The sequence below is a fragment of the Marinobacter sp. genome, from assembly GCF_035268745.1.
Taxonomy (GTDB): Bacteria; Pseudomonadota; Gammaproteobacteria; order Pseudomonadales; family Oleiphilaceae; genus Marinobacter.
In genome coordinates, this window is record NZ_DATFKH010000025.1 from 22,247 (window position 1) to 41,796 (window position 19,550).

The following is a 19,550-nucleotide window of genomic DNA, read 5'->3' on the forward strand; positions in this document are numbered from 1 at the left end:
TCATCAATGAGCAGAAGACGCAGGAAACCGCTTCCCCAGGAACCCGTACGCTGCGTGATTGAAACGCTGAGCCACGATGGCCGCGGCATTGCCCGTGACAACGGCAAGACCCAGTTCGTCGATGGCGCCATGCCGGGTGAAACGGTGATGGCCAGGGTCGTCGGGTCGCGCAGCAGGTTCGATGAGCTTCGCACTCTGGACGTTCTGGAATCTTCCCCCCAACGCATAACGCCTCCCTGTGAATTTGCGGATCTGTGTGGCGGCTGCAGTCTTCAGCATATGTCGGGTGATGCCCAGATTGAGTTCAAGGAACAGACGCTGCGGGAGCATTTTGCCCATTTTGGTGGCATCGAGCCGGAGACATGGGTTCCTCCCATGCGTTCCCGGTCCCTTGGTTATCGTCGCAAAGCCCGGCTGGGCGTAAAGTATGTGCCGGCAAGAGAGTCGGTACTGGTGGGTTTCCGGGAAAAGCGGAGCAGCTTTCTGACTGATATTGACCGCTGCGTCGTGCTGGACCCGCGCATCGGGGAAAAGATCATGCCCCTGCGAGAGCTGCTGCACGGGCTTGAGGCCTTCCGCCGGATACCACAGGTCGAGGTTGCCTGCGGCGACGATGCCGCCGCCATGGTGTTCCGCAACATGGACGAATTGAGCGATTCCGACAGAGCCGCGTTGATCAGCTTCGGTCAGGCCCACAACTTGCATATTTATCTGCAGCCCAAAGGCCCGGATACGGTTCATCGCATTTGGCCGGAGGGCGGGCCGGAGCGCCTGAGTTACCAGCTTGAAGAATTTGATCTGGAGCTGGAATTCCACCCCATGGATTTCACCCAGGTCAATGCCGAAATGAATCGCGGCATGGTGCAGCGGGCGATGGAGTGGCTGGATGTTCAGCCCGGCGAGCGGGTGCTGGATCTGTTCTGTGGACTGGGCAACTTTACCCTCCCGCTGGCCCTGAAAGCTGGGCAGGTTGTGGGTGTCGAGGCCGATGAGTCGATGGTGGTCCGGGGCCGCGAGAACTCAAAGCGGAACCGGCTGTCGAACGTCGACTTTCACGGTGCGGATCTGCAGTCGGATTTTACCCGGCAGCCCTGGGCAGGCGAAGGGTTCGACAAGATCCTGATTGACCCGCCAAGGTCCGGTGCCCTGGAGGTATGCGAGCACCTGACCGCCTTCGGCGCCCGTCGCGTGGTATATGTGTCCTGCAACCCGGCGACACTGGCCCGGGACGCCGGGGTAATGGTGCGCAATGGTTACCGATTGGTCCGGGCGGGGGTTATGGACATGTTCCCTCATACCACTCATGTGGAGTCCATGGCCTTGTTTGAACGCAAGTAATTAAGCGGGAATAACAGAAGCAAGATGGTAAAGGTCCGAGAAGAATATACCCTTTCCGATGACGGCAGGGTCGACACCGAACGCTGGGTTCGACAGATAGAGTCACAGACTCATCTGGAGAACCCGGAGCTGTTCCGTCGCGCCTGCGATATGGCGGCTGTTATTGATCTGAAAGCCGTTCGTGAGGACCAGATGTGGGCACCCGGTACCAGCAGTTTCCGTACCGGCATCGAAATGGCACAGGTTCTGGTAGAGCTGCATCTGGACCAGGCCAGCCTGATGGCAGCTATTCTCTACCGGGCTGTCCGTGAGGAGCGGATTCCGCTGGCAGATATCCAGGGTGGGTTCGGTGATGAAGTTGCCGGCCTGATCAGGGGTGTTCTGCAGATGGCGGCCATATCGTCGATCCATCATCCGCTCAAGGGCAATGTGCTGGGGCAGAATGAGGGCCAGCTTGATAATGTCCGCAAGATGCTCGTCACCATGATTGACGATGTGCGGGTGGCGCTGATCAAACTGGCCGAGCGGACATGCGCTATCCGGGCGGTAAAAAACGCGCCGGAAGAAAAACGGATGCGGGTGGCCCGTGAAGTCTTCGACATCTATGCGCCGCTGGCGCACCGCCTGGGCATCGGACACATAAAGTGGGAACTGGAAGACCTGTCGTTCCGTTATCTGCACTCCACGGCCTATAAAAAGATTGCCAGGCTGCTTGATGAAAAGCGGCTCGACCGGGAAGACTACATCAAGCGGGTTATCGCCGCGCTGCAGGAAGAGCTCGGCCATTCCGGAATACAGGCGGACCTGTCCGGCCGGGCCAAGCATATCTACAGCATCTGGCGTAAAATGCGGCGCAAGGGAATCGATTTCTCCCAGGTTTACGATGTGCGGGCCGTGCGTATCCTGGTACCGGAAGTGCGCGATTGCTATGCCGCGCTGGGCATTGTTCACACCCTGTGGCGCCACATCCCCAACGAGTTTGATGACTACATCGCCAACCCCAAGGAAAATGGCTATCAGTCGTTACACACGGCGGTAATCGGTTCGGAGGGCAAGGTCATGGAAGTCCAGATCCGTACCCGGCAGATGCATGAAGAAGCCGAACTCGGGGTCTGTGCCCACTGGCTTTACAAGGGCATGGACCGGGGCAACAAGTCCGTGGGCTATGATGCCAAGATCAACTGGCTGCGCCAGGTGCTGGAATGGCAGGAAGAGCTGGGAGATCTCTCCGGCCTGGCCGATCATCTCAAATCCGATGTCAGCTCGGACCGGGTTTACGTATTTACCCCTGAAGGACATGTGGTGGATCTGCCCCAGGGCGCCACGCCAGTGGATTTCGCCTACCGGGTGCACACGGAGGTCGGTCACGCCTGCCGGGGTGCCAAGGTCAACAACCGCATTGTGCCGCTGACCTATTCGCTCAAAACCGGCGACCAGGTATCGATTCTGACGTCCAGCAAGCAGGCGCCCAGCCGGGACTGGCTGAACCCCAGCCTGGGCTATATCCAGACCTCCCGTGCCAGGGCAAAAGCAACGCACTGGTTCAAGCAGCAGAACCGTGATCAGAACATTGCCGACGGCCGGGCGATTCTGGCGGACGAGTTCAAGCGCCTGTCGCTGGATGAGATTGATCTGGATGAGCTGGCGCGCAAGGTGAATTATTCCGGGGCAGACGATATGTTTGCGGCTACGGGTGCGGGGGATCTGCGGCCGACTCATGTTGCCCACGTGGCCCAGCAGATGCTGGAGCCGAAATCCGAACAGCTGGATCTGAGGCTGACGTCTTCCCCACGCAAGCCCTACGATACCGAATCAGATATTCAGATACTCGGGGTCGGCAAGCTCAAAACCCAGGTGGCGAAATGCTGCAAGCCGCTGCCAGGGGATCCTATCGGCGGATACATCACAGTCGGGCGCGGCGTAACCGTGCACAGCCAGGACTGCCCCACCTTTTTGAATCTGCAACAGCTCGAACCCAACAGGATCATCGAAGTGAACTGGGGTGGGCAGCCAATCGCAGTCTATCCGGTGGATATCGAGATCGAAGCCTATGACCGCTCCGGTCTGTTGCGGGATATAACCCAGGTGCTGTCATCCTCCCGAAGCGATGTGCTGGCCATGAACACCACCTCCAACAGAGACGAGAACACGGCCACCATGACGGTTACCCTGGAAATATCGAGTATTGAACAGCTTGCCCGCCTGTTGGCGCGGATTCGCAATCTGCCGAATATTATTGATGCCAGGCGGAAGCGCTCATGAGCTATTCGGTGGACGACCTGAAATACCTGATGGCCCGTCTGCGTGACCCGGAGACTGGCTGTCCCTGGGATACCCGGCAGACCTTCAGGTCGATCGTGCCCCATACTCTGGAAGAGGCCTACGAAGTGGCCGACGCGATCGGGCGCGAGGACTATCCCCATCTTGAAGACGAACTGGGGGATTTGCTGTTTCAGGTGATTTTCTATGGCCAGCTGGGGCGGGAGCAGAACCATTTTGATTTTGATTCAGTAGTGGACAAGCTGGTCAGAAAGCTGATCCGTCGTCACCCCCATGTGTTTCCGGAGGGCACTCTGGAAAGCCGCACAGACCCTGCTAACCGGCCGGATGAAGCCTGGATCAGAGCGAGCTGGGAGAGAATCAAGGCCGAAGAGAGGGCGCTCAAGCCGGAAGCTGAGCCGGATAACAGCCGGCTGAAGGGTGTCGCGCGGACACTTCCCGCTATGGTGCGCGCCGAAAAACTTCAGCGCAGGGCTTCCAGCCACGGGTTCGACTGGCCCGAGGTCGAGCCGGTATTCGACAAGCTCCATGAAGAAATCGACGAGCTCAAGGAAGCCTGGCACAACGCCTGCTCCGGCAAAGGTGAAACCGCGGCCGTGGAAGACGAGCTGGGCGATCTGCTTTTTGTCTGTGTCAACCTGGCACGATTCATGAAAGTTAATCCTGAACAGGCACTGAACGGCACAAACCATAAATTTGAGGCACGATTCCGCGCGATCGAACAGCACCTGGAAAGCCAGGGCCGCAAATTTGAAAGCGAGACACTGGAAGCGCTGGATACGGTCTGGCAAGCGGTGAAAGGGGTTGAGAAAGCCACGGCAGCACCGGGCAAAACGAAAGGATAGGTACAATCCTTTACCATTATATCTGCCCGGGGTGCGGCCCTTCGTCTACACTTGAATGGTCGGCTGCCCGGTTCTGGTGCACCTTTGGCCGATCAGTAATAATCAGGAGTGAAAACACCATGAAGATTAAAGAGTTGGTCAATTACTGGGACAAGCATGCCAGGGGACGTCTGACCCGCGATGCCTATTCAGCCAATCTCTCTGACCAGCATCACAGGCGGCTGGAGAAGCTGGCAGCTATGTACCCGATGAAATCATCACAGGATCTGATGCGAGACCTGATTTCTGCCGCACTGGATGAGCTGGAAACCAGCTTTCCCTATGTACAGGGTTCCAGAGTGGTTGCATTCGATGAGGACGGTTTTGAAATTTATGAAGACAGTGGCCTGACGCCGCGCTTCCTCAGCCTGAGCCAGAAACATATCCGGGAGTTGAAAGCCAGCCAGTTCGGCTCAGTCGCATAACAGGCTTGCCCTGATCTGTTCTGCAGGGGTGGTGGTTTGCCACCCCCGGCGGCCCGGGCTGCTAACTCTCATTTTCCTGCTTTTCCAGCCTGTCTTTCAGCGGGCCCAGCCTCAGCAGATCGTCCAGTGCTGCAGCAATCATATCATTCAGAATGTCTGCTTCGGAGCGATCCGGGTAAAGCTCCGCCAGGGCGGCAATCCTCGCAGCGTCTTCCAGGGGAAGCTTGAGGTTGTAGTCGTGGCTGCGTTCGACCGGTTCTTTAGCGCTTTCCCAGTGCTGGGGCAATTCGGTTACTTTCATGGATACTCCTTGCGGCAAAGGACGTAAATCGTTATTAGTATCCTTAGTTTACTTCGTCTTCGTCAATTTAAAAGGACGTTATTGTGACCGAGCTGCACCCCCAACTCCGGGAAAATGTCCGAATGCTGGGTGAATTGCTGGGGCAGAGCATCCAGCGTCATCCCGGCCAGGAATGTTTTGAGCTGATTGAAGAAATCCGGGCTGCGGCGAAGGCCGACCGACGCCAGGAAAGCGGATCCGGGCAGCGCCTGGTCAACCTGCTGGGTAAACTCAGCGATGATGAACTGCTTCCGGTTACCCGTGCCTTCAATCAGTTTCTCAACCTGGCCAACCTTGCCGAGCAGTACCACAGCATCCGCCGCAGGCGTGGCCATGAATCCGATCTGATGGTGGAATCGCTGAGCGATGTGTTCCTGCGTCTAGAGGAAGGCGGGATCGATCCGGAGGATCTTTATCAGCGGGTCTGTGATCTGCGTATCGAATATGTTCTGACGGCGCACCCCACGGAAGTGGCACGGCGGACGCTTATCATGAAATACGATGAAATGTCCGACTGTCTGGCAAGGCTCGATCATGAGGATCTGCTACCGACCGAGAGCGAAGAAATCATCAATCGCCTGACCCAGTTGGTGAGTGAGGCCTGGCATACCGATGAAATCCGCCATGAACGACCAACGGCGGTAGACGAGGCCAAGTGGGGCTTCGCTGTTATCGAAAACAGTCTGTGGACAGCGTTGCCAAAATTTCTGCGCAGCCTCGACTATTCCCTGTCCGAGGCCACCGGGCAGGGTCTGCCACTGAATGCAACGCCCATCCGCATTGCTTCCTGGATGGGCGGCGACCGGGATGGCAACCCGAACGTTACCCACCATGTCACACGCCGGGTGTTTCTGCTGGGGCGGTGGATGGCAGCCGATCTGTACCTGCGGGATGTTCAGGCGTTGCGGGCGGAACTGTCGATGTGGCAGGCAAACGACGAACTGAGAGCAGTGGTGGGCGACTCCCGGGAGCCTTATCGTCAGGTGCTGTCCGGACTGCGTGAAAAACTGATCAGAACCCGGGATTGGGCCGAGGCCAGAATTGAGGGCAGGTCCGCGGACGATACCGGCATTCTTTTTGAGAACAGCGATTTTACCGGTCCACTGGAGCTTTGCTACCAGTCGCTGCTGGACTGCGGACTGGAAAGCATCGCCAACGGGCCGCTGCTGGACACCCTTCGCCGGGCCCACAGCTTTGGCCTGCCACTGATCCGGCTGGATATACGGCAGGAAGCTACCCGTCATACTGCAGCGGTCGCGGAAATGGTGGACTACCTGGGTCTGGGGGATTACTGGTCCTGGTCTGAGCAAGAACGGCAGGCATTTCTGATCAAAGAGCTCAAGGGACGTCGGCCTCTGGTGCCTCGCAACTGGCAACCCTCGGATGAGGTCCGGGAAGTACTGGCCACCTGTGAGGTGGTGGCACAGCAGACCCCGGAAGCGCTTGGCTCCTATGTAATATCCATGGCCAGCAAGCCGTCAGACATATTGAACGTGATTCTGCTGTTGCGCGAAGCAGGCATGACCTACCCCATGCGGGTGGTGCCTCTGTTTGAAACCCTGGATGACCTGCGGGGCTCACCGGACAGCATGGCAGCGCTTTTTGCTGTGGACTGGTACCGGCAGTATTGCGAGGGCCGGCAGGAAGTGATGATCGGCTATTCGGACTCGTCAAAAGACGCCGGTCAGATGATGGCCGCGTGGGCACAGTACCAGGCGCAGGAAAAACTGACCGAAGTGGCGGGCCGCTCCGGCATTCACCTGACCCTGTTTCATGGTCGCGGTGGCACGGTTGGCCGTGGTGGTGGTCCTGCTAACCGGGCCATCCTTTCCCAGCCTCCCGGCTCCGTCAACGGTAGCTTCAGAATCACCGAGCAGGGCGAGATGATCCGCTTCAAGTTTGGTCTGCCGCGGCTGGCGGAGCAGAGCCTGACGCTTTATACCACGGCCGTCATTGAGGCCACTCTGGCACCGCCCCGGGAGCCGGAACCGGAATGGCGCGAGGTCATGGACTGGCTGACCGAGCGCTCGCTCACATCCTATCGCTCAGTGGTGCGGGAAAATCCTGATTTTGTACCCTATTTCCGACAGGTTACGCCTGAGCAGGCGCTTGGCAAGCTGGCGTTGGGCAGTCGTCCGGCACGAAGGAAACCCGGCGGTGGCGTTGAGAGTTTGCGTGCCATTCCCTGGATTTTCGCCTGGACCCAGATGCGGCTGATGCTGCCAAGTTGGCTCGGTAGCGATGTGGCACTGAAAGAAGCCTTCGCGAGCGACAAAGTGCCCGTGCTGCGGGAGATGATGGAACAATGGCCGTTTTTTAAAACCTACGTTGATATGCTTGAAATGGTACTGGCAAAATCGGATCTCATAATTGCCAGCTACTATGAAAAAACCCTGGCTGGGGATGACCCGGCGCTGCTGAATCTCGGTAAGGATCTGCGGGAGCGTCTGCGGGGATGCATTGATAACCTTCTTGAACTGAAACAGCAGAAGGCGTTGCTGGAACACGAACCGGTGTTTGCGCATTCAATGCGGGTGCGAAACCCTTACGTTGATCCGCTACACTATCTTCAGGCTGAACTATTGAAGCGTGACCGGGAAAATGAAGGCAAGGGGGAGGTCCATGACATGGTAGAGCGGGCCCTGAAAGTGACAATGGCCGGTATTGCCGCCGGCATGCGCAACACCGGCTGACGGATGTTGACAGGGATGGGCAGAAAAGGAGAGTTTCCTTGCCAATAGCACCAAGACTTGAGCGTTTTCTGGCCCTCAATGGTATTGCCTTCCGGGAGCTGAAAACAGCACCGGCGTCCGGTTTTGACGAAGTGGTGACAGGGTCCGGTTTATCATCTGACAGGTTTATCCGCGCCAGTGTGCTGATTGACATCAACGGCCCGCTGCTGGTTGTTCACCGCTATAACACCAGTATCGATCCGGAGCTGGTGACCAGAGTTACCGGTCGGCGGCTGCAGCCTCTGACGGTGCGCCAGGCGGCGCGCCTGTTTCCCGATTGTAATCCGGACTTTATTCCGCCGGTTGGCGCCTGCTACGACGTTCCCGTATTGACAGACGATGACGTGCCCGGCCGTTCCAAAGTGGTAATGGCGTGTGGCGCCGACGATGTATTGCTGGAAATGGATCGGGCCGCTCTGGCCAGAGCCTTTGCTGGCTCGGCTTCAGGGCATGTAGTTAGTCATGGTCAGAGCAACAGCGAGAGGAAGGCCCTGACTCTGGAGGAAGTTGCCGATCAGTTGCAGAGACTCTACCGGTTGCCACCCATGCCGGCACTGGCACTGAGGGTTCTGCGGATAACCACCGATCCCGGGGTGTCTGTCAGAGAGCTTGCCGAGCTGATTGAATTTGATCCCAGTATGACTGCGCAGGTTATCCGTTATGCCAGGTCGAGCCTGTTTAATTACCCTGGCCAGATCAACTCGGTACAGGAAGCGGTGACCCGCGTTCTTGGCTTCGATCGGGTAGCTCATATCGCTCTGGGGATTGCCTCGCTCCGTGCCTTCGAGGTTCCCCGCAAGGGCATGCTGGGAATGGATGAGTTCTGGCGTCATTCCCTTTACTGTGCCTTTGTTTGCCAGCGACTGGCCGTCAGCTGTGGCGAAGATAAAGCCCTGGCCTATCTCTGTGGGCTGCTTCATAACTTTGGGCTCCTGCTGATTGGTCATCTGTTTCCGGCTGAATTCGAGCAGCTTAACCAGCTGAGGGAAGCGGATCCCGAGGTCAGCATGGTCTCCCTGGAGCGACAGGTGTTCGGTGCCGGCGACCGGCAACAGCTACTGGCCGTGGGTCATGGTGCTATCGGTGGCATACTGCATCGCCTCTGGCAACTGCCGGCACCGGTTATCAAGGCGGCAGGAATGCACCAGCATCCGGGTTATCACGGTGAGCATGACCAGTATGTACTGATGGTGCAGCTGGCCAATGGCCTGCTGAAGGAACGCAGGATAGGCGACGAGTTCAATCCGGATGATCTGGACGCGCTGGCAATAGCGTTGGGCCTGGAAAACCATGACCTTGACAGACTCCGGGAGGAAGTTGAGGAGGTCTCGGCAGATCTGGACGCGCTGGCCCGGTCGCTGTCGTCGTGACGTCGTCCCGCCGGCTGGACAATCCTCCAGATGATGTCGTAAGACGGAGGTCGACTTTCTCTGTTGTGGCTGAACTCGTATAATCAGCTGCAGTTTTTGCCGGACCGGCCAGGGCCGGACCCGAGAGGATGTCGCAAAGCCTGAGGGTTTTGCCGCATCTTTTCCAACAAAAAAGACTATAACGGGAGCAATACCTATGAGAATCATCATGTTGGGCGCGCCAGGCGCCGGCAAGGGGACCCAGGCCCAGTTCATTACCGAGCGTTTTGGTATTCCGCAGATTTCAACGGGCGATATGCTGCGGGCCGCTGTCAAAGCCGAATCCGAACTGGGCAAGCAGGTGAAGGAAGTGATGGCCTCTGGCGGACTGGTCTCGGATGACATCATTATTGCTCTGATTGAAGAGCGTGTGCAGCAGCCTGACTGCAAGAACGGATTCCTGCTCGACGGTTTTCCACGAACCATTCCGCAGGCTGAGGCGCTGAGAAACCAGGGCATTGTCGTTGACTATGTTGTTGAAATTGCGGTTGAGGACGAAGAAATTGTCAGCCGTCTGTCGGGACGTCGTGTGCACGAAGCCAGCGGTCGCATCTATCACGTCAAATATGACCCGCCAAAAGTGGAAGGCAAGGACGACGAAACCGGAGAACCCCTGGTCCAGCGCGAAGACGACAAGGAAGAGACGGTTCGTCGGCGCCTTCGCATCTATCATGAGCAGACAGCGCCTCTGGTCAGCTACTACCAGGACTGGGCACGCAAAGATGCAGCCAGTGCACCGAAGTATGTGCGCGTTGAGGGCGTTGGCAGCATGGATGATATCAAGAACCAGATTCTGACCCAGCTAAAGTAATTGTGTGAATCTGCTTGCCCTGGATACCTCCTCGGAAGGCTGCTCGGCTGCGCTGCTTTGCGATGATCAGTTGACCAGCCGCTCAGCGGTTGCACCGCGTGGTCATACGCGGCTGCTGATGCCGATGATTCGCGAACTGTTGAATGCGGCAGATCTGAAGCCCACCGAACTCGATGCCCTGGCTTTTGCCTGTGGCCCTGGTTCATTTACCGGGTTGCGCATTGCCACCGGTGTTGTGCAGGGGCTGGCTTATGGTCTCGATATTCCGGTGGTGCCGGTGTCTTCGCTCCAGGCCGTAGCTGCCGGGGCGATTGAGCAGTTTGATCTGGACGAAGGTGATAAAGTGGCTGTCGCGTTTGATGCCCGCATGGGTGAGGTCTACTGGGGCAGCTATGAATGTCGTGGTGGCATGCCTGAAGCCCTGGCCCCGGAACGGGTCTGTGCTCCGCAGCAGATAGCGCTGGAGCCCGGCCCTGGTCGCTGGTTTGGCGCCGGCACCGGCTGGCGTCTGCGGGAGCAGTTCGGGGCTGAGGTAATCGCTGCCATCGCCCAGGGTGACGACTCGTTGTTGCCCCAGGCAAGCCAGATCGCGCGGCTTGCGTCGCGCTCATTCGCAGTAAACGGTGGCGTCGCAGCGGCCCGGGCGCAGCCGGTTTACATTCGCGATGAAGTGGCCTGGAAGAAACTGCCCGGTCGCTGAATGCCTTCTCTTCTCCTACCTGACGGATCTGATGCCCATGGAACTTTGGCAGATCATTGTGCTTGCAGTGATTCAGGGCGTGACGGAGTTTCTGCCCATCAGCAGTTCGGCTCACCTTATTTTACCCTCCCAGGTCCTGGGCTGGGCGGATCAGGGCCTCGCCTTCGATGTCGCGGTCCATGTGGGCACTCTGGCGGCGGTGATCTGGTATTTCAGGCAGACTGTGGCGCAACTTGCCACGGCCTGGGTTATCGATACCGCGCAAAGGCGGGTAGGCCCGAACAGCGGACTGGCCTGGGCGGTGATAGCCGGCACCATACCGGCGGGCCTCGCAGGTATTATTTTTAATGACTTCATCGGCACGACGCTGCGATCAGGTCTTGTCATTGCGGTATCCACCCTCGGTTTTGGTCTCGTACTCTGGTGGTCTGATGCCGTCGGTCGTCGTAGCCGCTCGCTTGAGGGTCTGGTTCTCAAAGACGCGGTTATCATAGGGCTCGCTCAGGCGTTGGCGCTTATTCCCGGTACCTCGCGCTCGGGCATCACCATCACCGCCGCATTGTTTCTTGGCTTCGGCCGCGAGGCTGCCGCCAGATTTTCTTTCCTGCTATCCATTCCGTTGATTCTCGCCGCCGGTCTGCTGAAGACTTTCGAGCTGTTGGAGCAGGGCGGCGCCACCGACTGGATGGTCATCCTGGTGGGCACGGCGCTGTCGTTCGTCAGTGCTGTGGTGTGCATTCACCTGTTCCTGACGTTTCTTGAACGCCTCGGTCTGATGCCTTTTGTCATTTACCGCCTGATCCTCGGAGCGCTTCTGCTCTTATTGTTGTGGTAACGGTTGCTACTTTCCTGCTCATTAGTATCTTGACCGCGACTTTCAAATCCTCCCGGAATCTTTCATACTGGTGTCCTACAAATTGATGATTCGGTGCGGCTGCAATGATCGGCGGAGTCAATCCAAACAGTAATCTGGCTTACCAGACCGGTAATAACGCTCCGGCCCGTGAGCGCAGCGATGTTGCCCGGGCACCGGCCTCAACGGCGGAGACTAATTCCGGCCAGGTCAGGCGCGAGCTTGCCGAATCCGCCCTGCCGTCAACGGAGACCCGGCCGACCACGCCAAGGGATGCGGCTGAGCGCCGGATTGAGGCCCGCCGGGCAGTGGAGGACGCGCGCCTGGAAAGGTTCCGGGCCGACGATGTGCCACTCAGTACTGCCCGGGCCCTGTCCACATTTGCCAGCATAGCCGCACCTGCCGAAGTCCCTGAGGGCGTTCTGACCGGCATCGACGTCCGCGTTTAATGGTTCCCGGGTCTGACTGGTCTGACCTGGCAGCAGGTTACGGTCCCCTCGGCAATGCCTGGCAGGTCCGGGAACTGGCCGAAAGGCTCTCCCTGCCGTTCCTCGGGCTGGTGAAGCCGAGACAGGTCAAAAATGCCTCACTCCTGGTGTTTTCCGATGAGCAGGGACTGTGCCTGCAGCTGACAGGGAAAAGCGCACCCGGTCCGGTGCGTGCTGAATTTGTCAGTGGTAAAGCGGGCTACCGCCGGGAACACGGGGGCGGAACCGGGCAACTGATTGCCAGAGCCGTTGGTTTACAGAAAACCCGGCAGACACTTGATATCGTGGATGCAACGGCGGGGCTTGGCCAGGATGCGTTTGTGCTGGCATCGCTCGGATGCCGGATCACCCTGTTTGAGCGGTCGCCCGTGGTTCACGCCATTCTCGCAGACGGGCTCGCACGGGCATCAGTTGACGGACAGTGCGCTGATATTGCAGGGCGTATGCAGCTAGAAGCCGGCGACAGCCTGCACTGGCTCCGGCGCGCAGATCCTGATCCGGTGGATGTGATTTATCTCGATCCGATGTTTCCCCACCGCGACAAATCGGCCCTGGTGAAAAAAGAAATGCAGGTTTTCCAGCGACTGGTTGGCGCTGATGACGATTCCGCTGCCCTGCTGGAGGCTGCGCTGGCCGTTGCCCGGTACCGTGTTGTGGTCAAACGACCCCGCAAGGCAGAACCGCTTGCAGGCCCGCCGGTGACAACACGGATAGAGGGTAAAAGCAGCCGGTACGACGTTTATTCCCTGAGAGCACTGCCAGCCGGCAGTTAAGAAGCCCCTTGGGCATAGATAGGACCGCTTTCAAGCGCCGAGCATGGTCACCTGCTGGATGGCCTGGCGTTTTTCCACGCTCAGCACCAGGCGGGCGTCTTCCGCCACTTCATCCAGTTCATCGCTGTAACACAGCAGCCCCTGCTCATCCCTGGTGATAACGCCGTTGCTCTGCAGGCTGGTAATGAAATTCCTGAACAGGGTCTTGTCGAAAAATTCCGGCGCGTTCAGGCCAAACAGGATCGACATGCGTTCGGCCAGTAAGGTGCACTGGTCTTCCAGCTCCTCGGCGGTGACTTTGCCGGACCCGTAGCGGCGCAGGACACCAATTGCGATGTGATATCGCTCCAGGGTCTGGATAATAAAGCGTGACAGCACCCGCAGGCGCAACATGGCGTCAGTTCCCTCTTCCGGGCGGCTGATAAGGCCCTGGCTTTCCTCGAGCAGCAGGCCTTTGTCCACCAGCACATCCACCCACTGATTGATGACATCCGCAATCTCTTCGTTGCGGTATTTCAGGAACAGTTCGGATCGGAGATAGGGGTAGGCGACCCCGGCAAGAAACTCGATTTTTTCCCGGTTCAGTGATTGCTTGTTCTCAAACAGGCTGGCAATCAGTGCGGGTAGAGCAAACAGGTGCTGGATATTATTACGGTAGTAGGTCATCAGAATGGCGTTGGTGCCCTCAAGGGCAATAATATCGCCCAGTTTCTGGGGCTTGCGGGTAACCAGCCCCATATTTTCACAATAGGCTACCCAGTCGTTGCCGGTGCCCTGGGGCAGAGTTATCGTTCCGGCATACGGAAAGGCTCTGAGCAGGTCGGCGTACTGGTCCATAAGGCGCGTGAGTTGAACCTCATCCATCGCCAGCCGCTCGGCCCCCAGAAGCGCAGTTGCCGTCAGGCCCACGGGGTTGACCGCAACCGCTGCGTTGATGTGGGAGGCGACCCGGCTGGAAAGCTCATTGACCGCCTGGTTGAGCCACCGCGGGCGGTACTCGGAGTCGTAGGTTTCTTCACGCCAGCTGGGGTGAACCTCATCCAGCACCTCTGCCAGCGGAATCGGCTCGCCGAAATTGACGGCCACCTGCCCAAAGGAATTGCTGAGCCTGCGCACGGTCCTGGCCAGCGTCAGGATGTTTTCCTTTTCTTTCTTCTTGCCGCGAAGCTCGCCCAGGTAAGACCGACCCTCCATCACTTTTTCGTAGCCGAAGTAGACCGGCACAAAGACAATGGGTTTGCGGTGATCCCGCAGGAAGCTGCGCACGGTCATCGACAGCATCCCGGGCCGTGGCTGGAGCATTCGCCCGGTCCGGCTGCGGCCGCCTTCGACAAAGTATTCGACCGAGTAGCCCCGGGAGAACATGACGTGCATGTATTCATTGAATACCGTGGCGTACAGGGGATTATCCCGGAAACTGCGACGCATAAAGAATGCGCCGCCGCGCCGGAGAAGGGGGCCGACAATCGGCATGTTGAGGTTGATGCCCGCCGCAATATGCGGCGGCATCAGGCCATTTTTATAAAGCACATAGGACAGCAGCAGATAATCAATGTGGGACCGGTGACAGGGCACGTAGACAACAGCATTGTCCTGGGCAGCTTCTTTCGCGACGCGAATATTATTGACGGCAACGCCGTTATAAATGCGGTTCCACAGCCGTGCCAGTACAACATCCATGATCCGGATGGCGATAACCGACATGCTGGCGGCAATTTCGTCGGCGTATTTGTAGGCCTTCATCCGGACCTTCTCGGGCTTCATGTCCTCCTCGGCGGCGGTTTTGCGAATAGCCTCTCTCACCGCTTGAGTGCGAATCAGCCCCCCGACCAGTGTCCGGCGATGAGACAGATCCGGCCCGAGCACAGCCTGCCTTACCCGGCGGAAGTGAGTGCGCAGGATACGGGCCAGCTTGCGCCGGGCACGTTCTTCACTATGGCGATATTCCGAAACCACCTGCTGAAGCGACAACGGAGAGTTGAATTGCACGTAGGTATTCCGGCCATGAACCAGGATGATCAGAAGTCGCTGCAAACGGCCGGCCACGGACCAGCTATCTGAAAGCACCAGTTTGACCAGTGATTTCTCTTTATCCGGAGAGCGTCCCCAGAACAGGGACACGGGCACAATCTGCACATCCTGTTCCGGGTGCTCCACACCATATTGAACCAGTGCCCTGAACTCGCTGGTCTGAACCGGTGTACGGCGACGGGTCAAGCTTCCGCCGTCACGGCCGTAGAGAAAGAAAAACGAGTGGTTGGGACCGTTTTTTACCGGCAGTGAGGATTCTGCGCCGGGCAGATCAGCGTCGAGTACTTCCTGTTCGAGTACCAGACGGCTGGACAGGGATGCGTATTGAAGAACGTAACAGACCGGCTTGTCAGGGTCGATTCCCAGGGCCTCCGGGTCGTCGCCACTGACATCAGTTCTTACCCAAAGAAACAGGATTTTGCGCAGAAGCGTCAGGATCAGGCTGTAAACGCCCTGGAAAAATCGCATATTCAACGGCTCCGGTTTACTCAAACAGAGGCTAAGGAGCCTCTGGACAACTCCTGAATCGCTCTGCAAGCAGGAGTTATTCCGAGGCTGCCCAAGTCTACCCGCTTGCGCAGAGCGCTGAAAGCCATGTTCATTTTCAGTCGGGTTGCCGGATTATGGTACATTTCCGATTCTGAATCCCGATATACGCTGGAAACTGATTATGACGCAGTGGACTCCCGGCTGGTCAACCGGGCAACCGGACTCTCCGGATCTGGTGCTGGCAATTTCTGCCAGCGACGTTGTTCGTCCGAAACAGGGGTGGCTGCATTCCTGGGCCGCGATCGAGCCCTTCATTCCGGTCATTCCCGGGCCGGTTTACCTGGGACAACTCAGGGCATCGCGAGTGTTCGCCGCAGATATTCCGGCAGCCAGCCTGGGTGAGGGTTTTGAAACCGTGCCTCTTCGTGACGCCCTGCTGCTTATGGACACGGCACCTGCCGAACTTCTGGGCACCGGGTTTCAGGTACTGCAGTGGTGGCACGACCATCAGTACTGCGGACGGTGTGGATCAGCGACCGCGATGCATCCGCGGGAGCGCGCCCGCTGGTGTGAGCAATGTTCGATTCCATGGTACCCCCGGCTTGCTCCCTGTGTCATCGTGGTGATCAGGCGTGATGACAGACTGCTGCTGGCCCGGTCATCCCGCATAAAGCGTCATTTCTTCAGTCTGATTGCCGGCTTTGTGGAGCCGGGGGAGAGCATTGAAGCGGCGGTTGCCCGGGAGGTAAAAGAGGAAACCGGACTGGATGTCACCGCTATCAGCTATCAGCACTCGCAGCCCTGGCCCTTTCCGCATCAGCTGATGCTGGGTTTTTTTGCCGACTATGCCGGGGGCGAGCTGGTGTTGCAGGAAGATGAGCTGGCTGAAGCAGACTGGTACCGGCCCGGGGAATTGCCACCCGTGCCGCCGCTGACCACCATCTCGGGCCAGTTGATCCGGGCTATGGAGCAGAAAATTCTGGCATCGGGGAAAACTCTGTGAGCAAGCCCCAGGCGGCGATCCATCCCCGGGTGCTGGTGTTTGATTCGGGCATTGGCGGGCTCAGCATCGCTGGCTGTATTCACCAGGCTTTGCCGTCAGTACCACTGGTTTACCTGGCCGACAGCGCTGGTTTTCCTTATGGCGGGCAGCCAGAGGCCGTGGTGGTTGAGCGCAGCGTGAGGCTGATTGGCGAAGTCCTCGCCACTCTACCCTGTGACATTGTGGTCGTGGCCTGCAACACCGCAAGCACGGTGGTGCTGCCGGCCCTGAGGGCGATGACCGATACCCCGGTGATTGGCGTGGTCCCGGCCATCAAACCGGCGGCGGCACTGTCACGCAACCGTCGGATCGGACTGCTGGCGACACCGGCCACGGTTACCAGACCCTATCTCGCTGAGCTGATTGAAGCTCATGCCAGTGACTGCCTGATTGAGCGCGTCGGCCATCCGGATCTGGTGTGCTGGATTGAGGGTCTCATGGCGGATGAAAAACTGCCCAGTAAAGAGTTGGGTTCGGCGCTTCAACCGTTCCGGGACGCCAGGGTCGATACTGTGGTTCTGGGCTGCACCCATTACCCATTGGTGATGCCACTGCTTAAAGAACTGTTGCCAGGGGTATTGCACTGGGTGGATTCCGGCGAGGCAATCGCGAGGCGGGTCGCCTGGCTGCTGGCGCAGGCCGGGCAGGATTGTTCTGACTCTCGCAGCTCCTGCAGCCAACCCATGGAGCGGGTGTTGTTTACCGGACCCTTACCGGAAGGCCTGGCAGGTTTCCTGGCCGGACTGGGACTGTCTACGGGCCAGTTATCGGGCAATTGGCCGCGGCCAGAAAATGAACAGGGCCAGTGACCTTGTCCAGAGACTTTTCAATGATTTCCTTGGGGCATGCAGGGCTGTAATAGAAGCCCTGTATCTGATGGCAGCCAAGCTTTTGGAGGTAGGAAAACTGCTCTTCGGTTTCCACGCCTTCGGCGACAATATTCAGTTTCAGGCCGTGGGCCATGGCCACAATGGCATTCACGATACAGGCTTTGTCGCCGCCACTGCGGATATCGCGGACAAAAGACTGGTCCACTTTCAGAGTGTGGATTGGCAGGCGGTGAATATAATTCAGTGATGAATAGCCGGTGCCGAAATCGTCGATGGCAATGCGTACCCCCTGGTTGGCCAGTTCTCTTAGTTTCTGGCTGATATGCTCCAGATCTTTCATGATGGCGTTTTCGGTGATTTCAATTTCCAGGTTTCCGGGTGGAAAGTTATGGGCCTGCAGCTGGCCCATCAGCGTGCTGACAAAGCGGGGGTGTTCCACCAGCATTGGTGAGAGGTTGACCCCCAAACGAAGATCCTTGTGGCCGCCACGTATCCAGTTGCCGATATCTCTGCAGGCAATATCCAGAACCCGTTCACTCAGCCGTCCGATCAGCTTGGTTTCCTCCGCCAGCGGCAGGAAATCCCGCGGGTAGAGTAGCCCCTGTTCCGGATGCTCCCAGCGAACCAGGGCTTCCAGCCCGACCACACGGTTGGAGATCGTACATACCTGTGGCTGGTAGAAAACCCGCAGCTCATCCCGGTCAAGTGCGGCCCGAAGGTCCCGCTCCAGGCTCAGGCGGTCAGCGGTATCGACGCACATGGCTGGGCAATAGAACCGGTATCCGTCCTTGCCCCGTGCCTTGACGTGATACATGGCAATATGGGAGTTCTGGATCAGTTGATCCAGAGACTCTCCGGCTTCGGGGAAGACGGCGATACCGATACTGACGCCAACGAACACTTCATGGCTGTCCAGCTTGAAAGGTTTGTGGAATGCCTTGATAAGTTTCCTGGAAATCCGGCGAGCGTCTTCATGGTTATTGATGGATGGCAGCAGCAGGGTGAATTCGTCACCACCAAACCGGGACAGGGTGTCTCCCTTGCGCAGGCATTGTTCCAGACGGGAGGCAACTGCCTGCAGCAGCCGGTCACCCATGGCGTGTCCGAGGGTTTCATTGATGATCTTGAAGCGGTCCAGGTCCAGGAACATTACTGCCAGTTTCTGTTCGCTTCTGCGGGCATGGATAATGGCGAGGTCCAGCCGGTCCTTGAAAAGGGTCCGGTTCGGCAGCCGCGTCAGCAAATCGTGGTAGGCCTGGAAATTTATGAAGGCTTCGGCTTCCTTGCGCTCGGTTATGTCCCGTGCGGTGCCATAGTAGCGGGCTTCGCCGCGATGGCTGATCCCGTCATCGTTCCAGGGCAAGGTCGCAGCGTCAATCGGAAAAGCGGTGATTTCAAAGTGTCTGGTGGCCTTGCGGTTGCTGCGGGTTATCAGACGGACCTCAAAAGTGCTGGGGTTATGGGCCGAGATGTTCGGGCCGGTAAGCGCGTAGGTGCCCCGCGCCAGGTCGCGGTCATCAAGAATATGTCGGAAATGATGTCCCAGCAGCTCGTGTTGCTGATACCCCAGCAGACTTTCAACCTTGCTGTTTACAAAACAGAACCTGCCCTGGTGATCCAGCATGAATACGATATCTGGTGAGTTGTTGACGATATACCGGTACAGTTCTCCGGATTTTTCCAGCTGCATACTCACATTTTCGTGAGCGTGGATAAGGGATCGTTTATCAAGAACGTTTCGTACGATCGCCAGCAGCTCTTCCGGACCAAAGGGTTTGCGAATATAGTCAAGTGCGCCGCGACGCAGGGCGCGGCTGACAGAGGTAAACGAGGTTTCGCCGCTTACCACAATCACGCCGCAGTCCGGCTGCGCTTGTGACAGCTTTTCCATGACCTCAAAGCCGTCGATATCGGGCATCCGGAGGTCGAGCATGGCAAGATCAAACGGATCGACATGGATGGCCGTGATTGCGTCCCTGCCGCCCTTGACAGCCTTGATCTTGTGGCCTTCCTGCTCCAGCAGCGAAGACAGGCAGGCCAGTAACCGCGGATCGTCATCAACCACCAGTATTCTTGCTGCCAGTCTTTTGCCACGCGTTTTCTCGGTGCTCGCAGGTGCCATGTC

At 58.0% G+C, this 19,550-nt stretch carries 16 protein-coding genes; 13 read left to right on the forward strand and 3 right to left on the reverse strand.

Translation table 11 applies throughout. The features are described from left to right. Window positions 1-6: 6 nt before the first annotated feature. The 4 genes from rlmD to VJ956_RS01470 all read left to right on the forward strand — a co-directional run bounded on the left by rlmD (window position 7) and on the right by VJ956_RS01470 (window position 4,927). Window positions 7-1,338 (forward strand): 23S rRNA (uracil(1939)-C(5))-methyltransferase RlmD, encoded by a 1,332-nt coding sequence (gene rlmD / locus VJ956_RS01455; RefSeq protein ID WP_324080836.1) that lies wholly within the window; start codon window positions 7-9, stop codon window positions 1,336-1,338. Between the two features lie 24 nt (window positions 1,339-1,362). Then, window positions 1,363-3,600, forward strand: a complete 2,238-nt coding sequence (gene relA, locus VJ956_RS01460) for a GTP diphosphokinase (protein WP_324080839.1) — start codon at window positions 1,363-1,365, stop codon at window positions 3,598-3,600. Next, window positions 3,597-4,463, forward strand: a complete 867-nt coding sequence (gene mazG, locus VJ956_RS01465) for a nucleoside triphosphate pyrophosphohydrolase (RefSeq protein ID WP_324080841.1) — start codon at window positions 3,597-3,599, stop codon at window positions 4,461-4,463. Before relA ends, mazG begins: the two co-directional genes overlap by 4 nt. A 119-nt stretch (window positions 4,464-4,582) precedes the next feature. After that, a complete protein-coding gene (locus VJ956_RS01470; RefSeq protein WP_324080844.1) occupies window positions 4,583-4,927 on the forward strand; it encodes a pilin assembly protein in 345 nt (114 codons plus the stop codon). A gap of 61 nt (window positions 4,928-4,988) precedes the next feature. On the opposite strand, the gene VJ956_RS01475 is transcribed toward VJ956_RS01470, so the two are convergent. Beyond that, window positions 4,989-5,228: a hypothetical protein gene (locus VJ956_RS01475; RefSeq protein WP_324080846.1), complete on the reverse strand. Its 240-nt coding sequence runs from the start codon at window positions 5,226-5,228 to the stop codon at window positions 4,989-4,991. A gap of 83 nt (window positions 5,229-5,311) precedes the next feature. Here VJ956_RS01475 and ppc point away from each other — a divergent pair, with 83 nt between their 5' ends. From ppc to VJ956_RS01510, 7 genes are all read left to right on the forward strand, one after another. After that, window positions 5,312-7,960, forward strand: a complete 2,649-nt coding sequence (ppc, locus tag VJ956_RS01480; RefSeq protein WP_324080849.1) for a phosphoenolpyruvate carboxylase — start codon at window positions 5,312-5,314, stop codon at window positions 7,958-7,960. Window positions 7,961-7,998: 38 nt separating this feature from the next. Continuing rightward, entirely contained in the window at window positions 7,999-9,369 is a 1,371-nt protein-coding gene (locus tag VJ956_RS01485; protein ID WP_324080851.1) for an HDOD domain-containing protein, read from the forward strand. A gap of 196 nt (window positions 9,370-9,565) precedes the next feature. Further along, entirely contained in the window at window positions 9,566-10,219 is a 654-nt protein-coding gene (gene adk, locus VJ956_RS01490; RefSeq protein WP_324080852.1) for an adenylate kinase, read from the forward strand. Between the two features lie 4 nt (window positions 10,220-10,223). After that, window positions 10,224-10,919 carry a tRNA (adenosine(37)-N6)-threonylcarbamoyltransferase complex dimerization subunit type 1 TsaB gene (tsaB, locus tag VJ956_RS01495; protein ID WP_324080854.1) on the forward strand — a complete coding sequence of 232 codons (696 nt, stop codon included), beginning with the start codon at window positions 10,224-10,226 and terminating at the stop codon, window positions 10,917-10,919. 37 nt (window positions 10,920-10,956) lie between these two features. Further along, window positions 10,957-11,754, forward strand: a complete 798-nt coding sequence (locus tag VJ956_RS01500; protein WP_324080857.1) for an undecaprenyl-diphosphate phosphatase — start codon at window positions 10,957-10,959, stop codon at window positions 11,752-11,754. Window positions 11,755-11,858: 104 nt separating this feature from the next. Continuing rightward, a complete protein-coding gene (locus VJ956_RS01505; protein WP_324080860.1) occupies window positions 11,859-12,221 on the forward strand; it encodes a UDP pyrophosphate phosphatase in 363 nt (120 codons plus the stop codon). Continuing rightward, window positions 12,221-13,033 carry a class I SAM-dependent methyltransferase gene (locus tag VJ956_RS01510; RefSeq protein WP_324080865.1) on the forward strand — a complete coding sequence of 271 codons (813 nt, stop codon included), beginning with the start codon at window positions 12,221-12,223 and terminating at the stop codon, window positions 13,031-13,033. The genes VJ956_RS01505 and VJ956_RS01510 overlap by 1 nt, the downstream gene beginning before the upstream one ends. 30 nt (window positions 13,034-13,063) lie before the next feature. Here the strand turns inward: VJ956_RS01510 and plsB are convergent, their stop codons facing one another. After that, a complete protein-coding gene (plsB, locus tag VJ956_RS01515; protein WP_324080869.1) occupies window positions 13,064-15,532 on the reverse strand; it encodes a glycerol-3-phosphate 1-O-acyltransferase PlsB in 2,469 nt (822 codons plus the stop codon). Window positions 15,533-15,734: 202 nt separating this feature from the next. On the opposite strand from plsB, the gene nudC reads away from it, so the two are divergent. Next, window positions 15,735-16,556, forward strand: a complete 822-nt coding sequence (gene nudC, locus VJ956_RS01520; RefSeq protein ID WP_324080871.1) for an NAD(+) diphosphatase — start codon at window positions 15,735-15,737, stop codon at window positions 16,554-16,556. After that, window positions 16,553-17,404 carry a glutamate racemase gene (gene murI / locus VJ956_RS01525; protein ID WP_324080875.1) on the forward strand — a complete coding sequence of 284 codons (852 nt, stop codon included), beginning with the start codon at window positions 16,553-16,555 and terminating at the stop codon, window positions 17,402-17,404. Before nudC ends, murI begins: the two co-directional genes overlap by 4 nt. Here the strand turns inward: murI and VJ956_RS01530 are convergent. Then, entirely contained in the window at window positions 17,349-19,547 is a 2,199-nt protein-coding gene (locus VJ956_RS01530; protein ID WP_324080877.1) for an EAL domain-containing response regulator, read from the reverse strand. The genes murI and VJ956_RS01530 overlap by 56 nt on opposite strands. Between the last annotated feature and the right edge of the window lie 3 nt (window positions 19,548-19,550).

Bases quoted from the DNA above. Each gene is read 5' to 3' on its own strand.
- rlmD (WP_324080836.1), top strand. From the start codon at position 7: ATGAGCAGAAGACGCAGGAAACCGCTTCCCCAGGAACCCGTACGCTGC.
- relA (WP_324080839.1), top strand. From the start codon at position 1,363: ATGGTAAAGGTCCGAGAAGAATATACCCTTTCCGATGACGGCAGGGTC.
- mazG (WP_324080841.1), top strand. From the start codon at position 3,597: ATGAGCTATTCGGTGGACGACCTGAAATACCTGATGGCCCGTCTGCGT.
- VJ956_RS01470 (WP_324080844.1), top strand. From the start codon at position 4,583: ATGAAGATTAAAGAGTTGGTCAATTACTGGGACAAGCATGCCAGGGGA.
- VJ956_RS01475 (WP_324080846.1), bottom strand. From the start codon at position 5,228: ATGAAAGTAACCGAATTGCCCCAGCACTGGGAAAGCGCTAAAGAACCG.
- adk (WP_324080852.1), top strand. From the start codon at position 9,566: ATGAGAATCATCATGTTGGGCGCGCCAGGCGCCGGCAAGGGGACCCAG.
- VJ956_RS01500 (WP_324080857.1), top strand. From the start codon at position 10,957: ATGGAACTTTGGCAGATCATTGTGCTTGCAGTGATTCAGGGCGTGACG.
- VJ956_RS01505 (WP_324080860.1), top strand. From the start codon at position 11,859: ATGATCGGCGGAGTCAATCCAAACAGTAATCTGGCTTACCAGACCGGT.
- VJ956_RS01510 (WP_324080865.1), top strand. From the start codon at position 12,221: ATGGTTCCCGGGTCTGACTGGTCTGACCTGGCAGCAGGTTACGGTCCC.
- plsB (WP_324080869.1), bottom strand. From the start codon at position 15,532: ATGCGATTTTTCCAGGGCGTTTACAGCCTGATCCTGACGCTTCTGCGC.
- nudC (WP_324080871.1), top strand. From the start codon at position 15,735: ATGACGCAGTGGACTCCCGGCTGGTCAACCGGGCAACCGGACTCTCCG.
- VJ956_RS01530 (WP_324080877.1), bottom strand. From the start codon at position 19,547: ATGGCACCTGCGAGCACCGAGAAAACGCGTGGCAAAAGACTGGCAGCA.